General features: G+C 71.3%; 1 protein-coding gene. It reads left to right on the top strand.

The window, feature by feature from the left end; genetic code table 11:
• On the top strand, positions 1-387 hold a 387-nt coding region (gene nusB / locus AC1DWF_RS37945), incomplete at its 5' end, for a transcription antitermination factor NusB (protein WP_476843559.1).
• Positions 388-540: the final 153 nt, after the last annotated feature.

The raw sequence follows: 540 nt of genomic DNA, 5'->3' as shown, positions 1-540 counted from the left end.
GTGCTGGACCAGTTCGTCCGCCATCGGCTGGGTACGGCACCGGGCCAGCAGGGCTTCGAGGACGGGCGCGTGGAGGAGGCGGACGTACCGCTCTTCACTCGCATCCTCCGGGGCGCGGCCACGCACACCGAGGACCTGGACCAGGTGATCTCCTCGCATCTCGCGACGGGTTGGGCGATGACGCGGCTGGACCCGGTGCTGCGCGCCATCCTGCGCGCCGCCGGGGGCGAGATGCGCGACATGGGCGGGCCGCCCGCGCGCGTCGTCATCAAGGAGTACATGGACATCGCCCACGGATTCTTCGGCGGCGAGGAGCCGCGCTTCTGCAACGGCGTGCTGGACGCGATGGCGCGCGCGCTGCGGGCCGAGGAGTTCAACGGGGGGTGAGCCTGCCCCCGGAATTCTCCCTCATCGCGCGCCATTTTTTGCCGCTGGCGGGGGAGGGGGCCTTGGCGCTCTCCGACGATGCCGCGGTGATCGATCCTCCGTCCGGCCAGCTCGTGCTGGCGGCGGATGCGATGGTGGCGGGCGTCCATTTCC

The organism is Aminobacter sp. P4_D5, from assembly GCF_056401815.1.
Note: the sequence above shows the minus strand (reverse complement) of the source record. Positions and strands in the feature narration are given on the sequence as shown.